This is a genomic window from Streptomyces misionensis (assembly GCF_007896895.1).
GTDB classification, from domain to species: Bacteria; Actinomycetota; Actinomycetes; order Streptomycetales; family Streptomycetaceae; genus Streptomyces; species Streptomyces misionensis_A.
Genome location: NZ_VOGW01000160.1, coordinates 5,684 through 8,105 on the forward strand (window position 1 = coordinate 5,684; position 2,422 = coordinate 8,105).

At 77.7% G+C, this 2,422-nt stretch carries 2 protein-coding genes; one reads left to right on the forward strand and one right to left on the reverse strand.

Annotated features, from left to right (window positions below; all coding sequences use genetic code 11):
• Positions 1 to 971 (reverse strand): 2-hydroxyacid dehydrogenase (locus tag FRZ03_RS26145; protein WP_146467646.1); only part of this gene is annotated, 971 nt, incomplete at its 3' end.
• 203 nt (positions 972 to 1,174) lie between these two features.
• Here FRZ03_RS26145 and FRZ03_RS26150 point away from each other — a divergent pair.
• Positions 1,175 to 2,422: FGGY-family carbohydrate kinase (locus FRZ03_RS26150; protein WP_146467647.1), on the forward strand; the 1,248-nt coding region annotated here is incomplete at its 3' end.

The window sequence follows — 2,422 nt, forward strand, 5'->3', positions numbered from 1 at the left end:
GGCGGCCCGAGCCGGGCCGCGTTCTCCGCGCCCGCCCGGCTCGCTCCGCCGAGGGGCGGGGCCAGCACCACCCGCCCGCCCACCGTGCGCAGCCGCGAGTCGGCCGGCAGCGGCTCCTCGGCGTACGTGTCCAGCGCCGCCGCGGCGATCCGGCCGTCCTCCAGCGCGTCGCACAGCGCGGCCTCGTCCAGCAGGGCCCCGCGGGCCGCGTTGACCACGACCGCGCCGGGCGGCAGCAGCGCCAGTTCCCGGGCGCCGATCAGTCCCCGGGTCTCCTCGGTGAGCCGGGCGTGCAGGCTGATCACCCGGGAGCGGCGCAGCAGTTCGTCCAGCGAGGACATGCGCAGCCCGTGCACCTCGCCGCGCGCGTACGGGTCGTGGACCATCACCCGCGCCCCGAACGCGCACAGCACCCGCGCCACCCGGCTGCCGACCGCGCCGTGCCCGACCAGCCCGATCGGCAGGTCCTCCAGCTCCAGGCCGCTGTGCTCGTACGTGTAGTACGTCGACCCGGACCAGCTCCCGTGCCCGGCGACGAGGTGGTGGGCCTGCGGGATGCGGCGCAGGGCGGCGATCAGCAGGCCGACGGTGAACTCGGCGGTGGCGGCGGCGTTGCGGCCGGGCGCGAAGCAGACGCGGACGCCGTGCCGCCGGGCCGCCTCCAGGTTGACGTTCACCGGGCCGCCCCGGCAGACCGCGACCAGCCGCAGCTCCGGGCGGGCGGCCAGCACCCGTTCGGTGACCGGTGCCATCTGGGTGACGAGGACGTCCGCGCCGGCCAGGGCCGCGATCAGCTCGTCCTCCGTGCCGCTGGCCTCGCGCACCTCGGCGACCGGCCCGAACGGTTCCAGCGGCCAGCCGAGCGTCAGCTCCCGCACATCGCAGTGGGCCTGCCGCGCGAGGGCCGCCGTGATCAGGGAGGGAAGCACGAAGCGGTCGCCGGCGGCCAGCACCCGCACACTGGAGGTCATCACAGGGCGTCTTTCGTCTCGTGGTCCAGGACAGTGGGGCGAGGGGATCGCGCGCTCGACACGGTGGGTCGCTTCGGCTGTACAGGGTGTAATGACCTTGCGGGGGGCGTCAATCCCTCGGGCACGGGAAAGACACGGGGAAATCCCATGCGGGCATGGGGAGTTCACGACTCCGGGCGGGGCGTGCGGGAGGGCGGACGGCGATGGCGTGGCTCGGGATCGACCTCGGCACCCAGGGGGTGCGCGCGCTGCTCGTGACGGCCGACGGCCGGGTCCTCGGCGGCGGTTCGGCGCCCCTGCTGCGCGGACGCCGGGAGGGCACCCGGCACGAACAGGACCCGGCGGAGTGGTGGGAGGCGGTGTGCACGGCCTCCCGGCGCGCCCTCGCCGGGGTGCGGGCGCCGGTGCGGGGCCTTGCGGTGTGCGGCACCTCCGGCACCGTGCTGCTCACCGACGCGGCCGGGCGCCCGCTCGGGCCCGCGCTCATGTACGACGACCGGCGCGCGGCGGCGCGGGCACGGCGGCTGCGCGCGGCCGGGCTCGCGGTGCAGGACACCTGGGCGCTGCCCAAGGCCCGCTGGCTGCTGGACACCCATGGCCCCGGGCGGATCGCCCACCAGCCCGACGTGATCACGGCCCGGCTGACCGGGCGCCGCGTGCCCACCGATTCCAGCCACGCACTGAAGACGGCGTACGACCTCACGCGCGAGGCCTGGCCCGACCGCACCGGGCTGCCCGAGGGCGCGCTCCCGGACGTCGTACGCCCCGGCACCCGGCTCGGCGAGGTCTGCCCGGCCGCCGCGGACGCCACCGGCATCCCGGCCGGCACCCCGGTCCTCGCGGGCATGACCGACGGCTGCGCGGCCCAGATCGCCTCCGGCGTGCTGGACACGGGCGCCTGGAACTCGGTGCTGGGCACCACGCTGGTGCTGAAGGGCGTCACCGCGGAGCCCGTCCGGGACCCGGCCGGCGTGGTCTACAGCCACCGCGCGCCGGACGGCGACTGGTGGCCGGGCGGGGCGTCCAGCGTCGGCGCCGGGGCGCTCACCGCCCGCTTCCGGGGCGCCGACCCGGCCGCGCTGGACGCCCGGGCCGCCGCGTACGAGCCCTCGACCGCGGTCGCCTATCCGCTGGTCTCGCCGGGCGAGCGCTTCCCCTTCCACGCCCCGCGGGCGACCGCCCTGCTGCTCGGCGACCCGCGGTCCGACGCCGACCTGTGGGCCGCGCTGCTCCAGGGCGTGGCCTTCGCCGAACGCCTCTGCCTGGACTACCTCGACCACCTGGGCGCCCCCGTCGACGGCCCCCTCACCTTCACCGGCGGCGCGCACCCGGCTCCAGCAGGGGCCGCCGGCCGCCCCCCCGGTGAAGGCGAGGGGGCCGTCGACGGGGGCGCCCCGGTGGGCGAGGGAGGCCAGGCGGAGGCGTCCGGCGCAGGCCACGCGCCGGGGCAG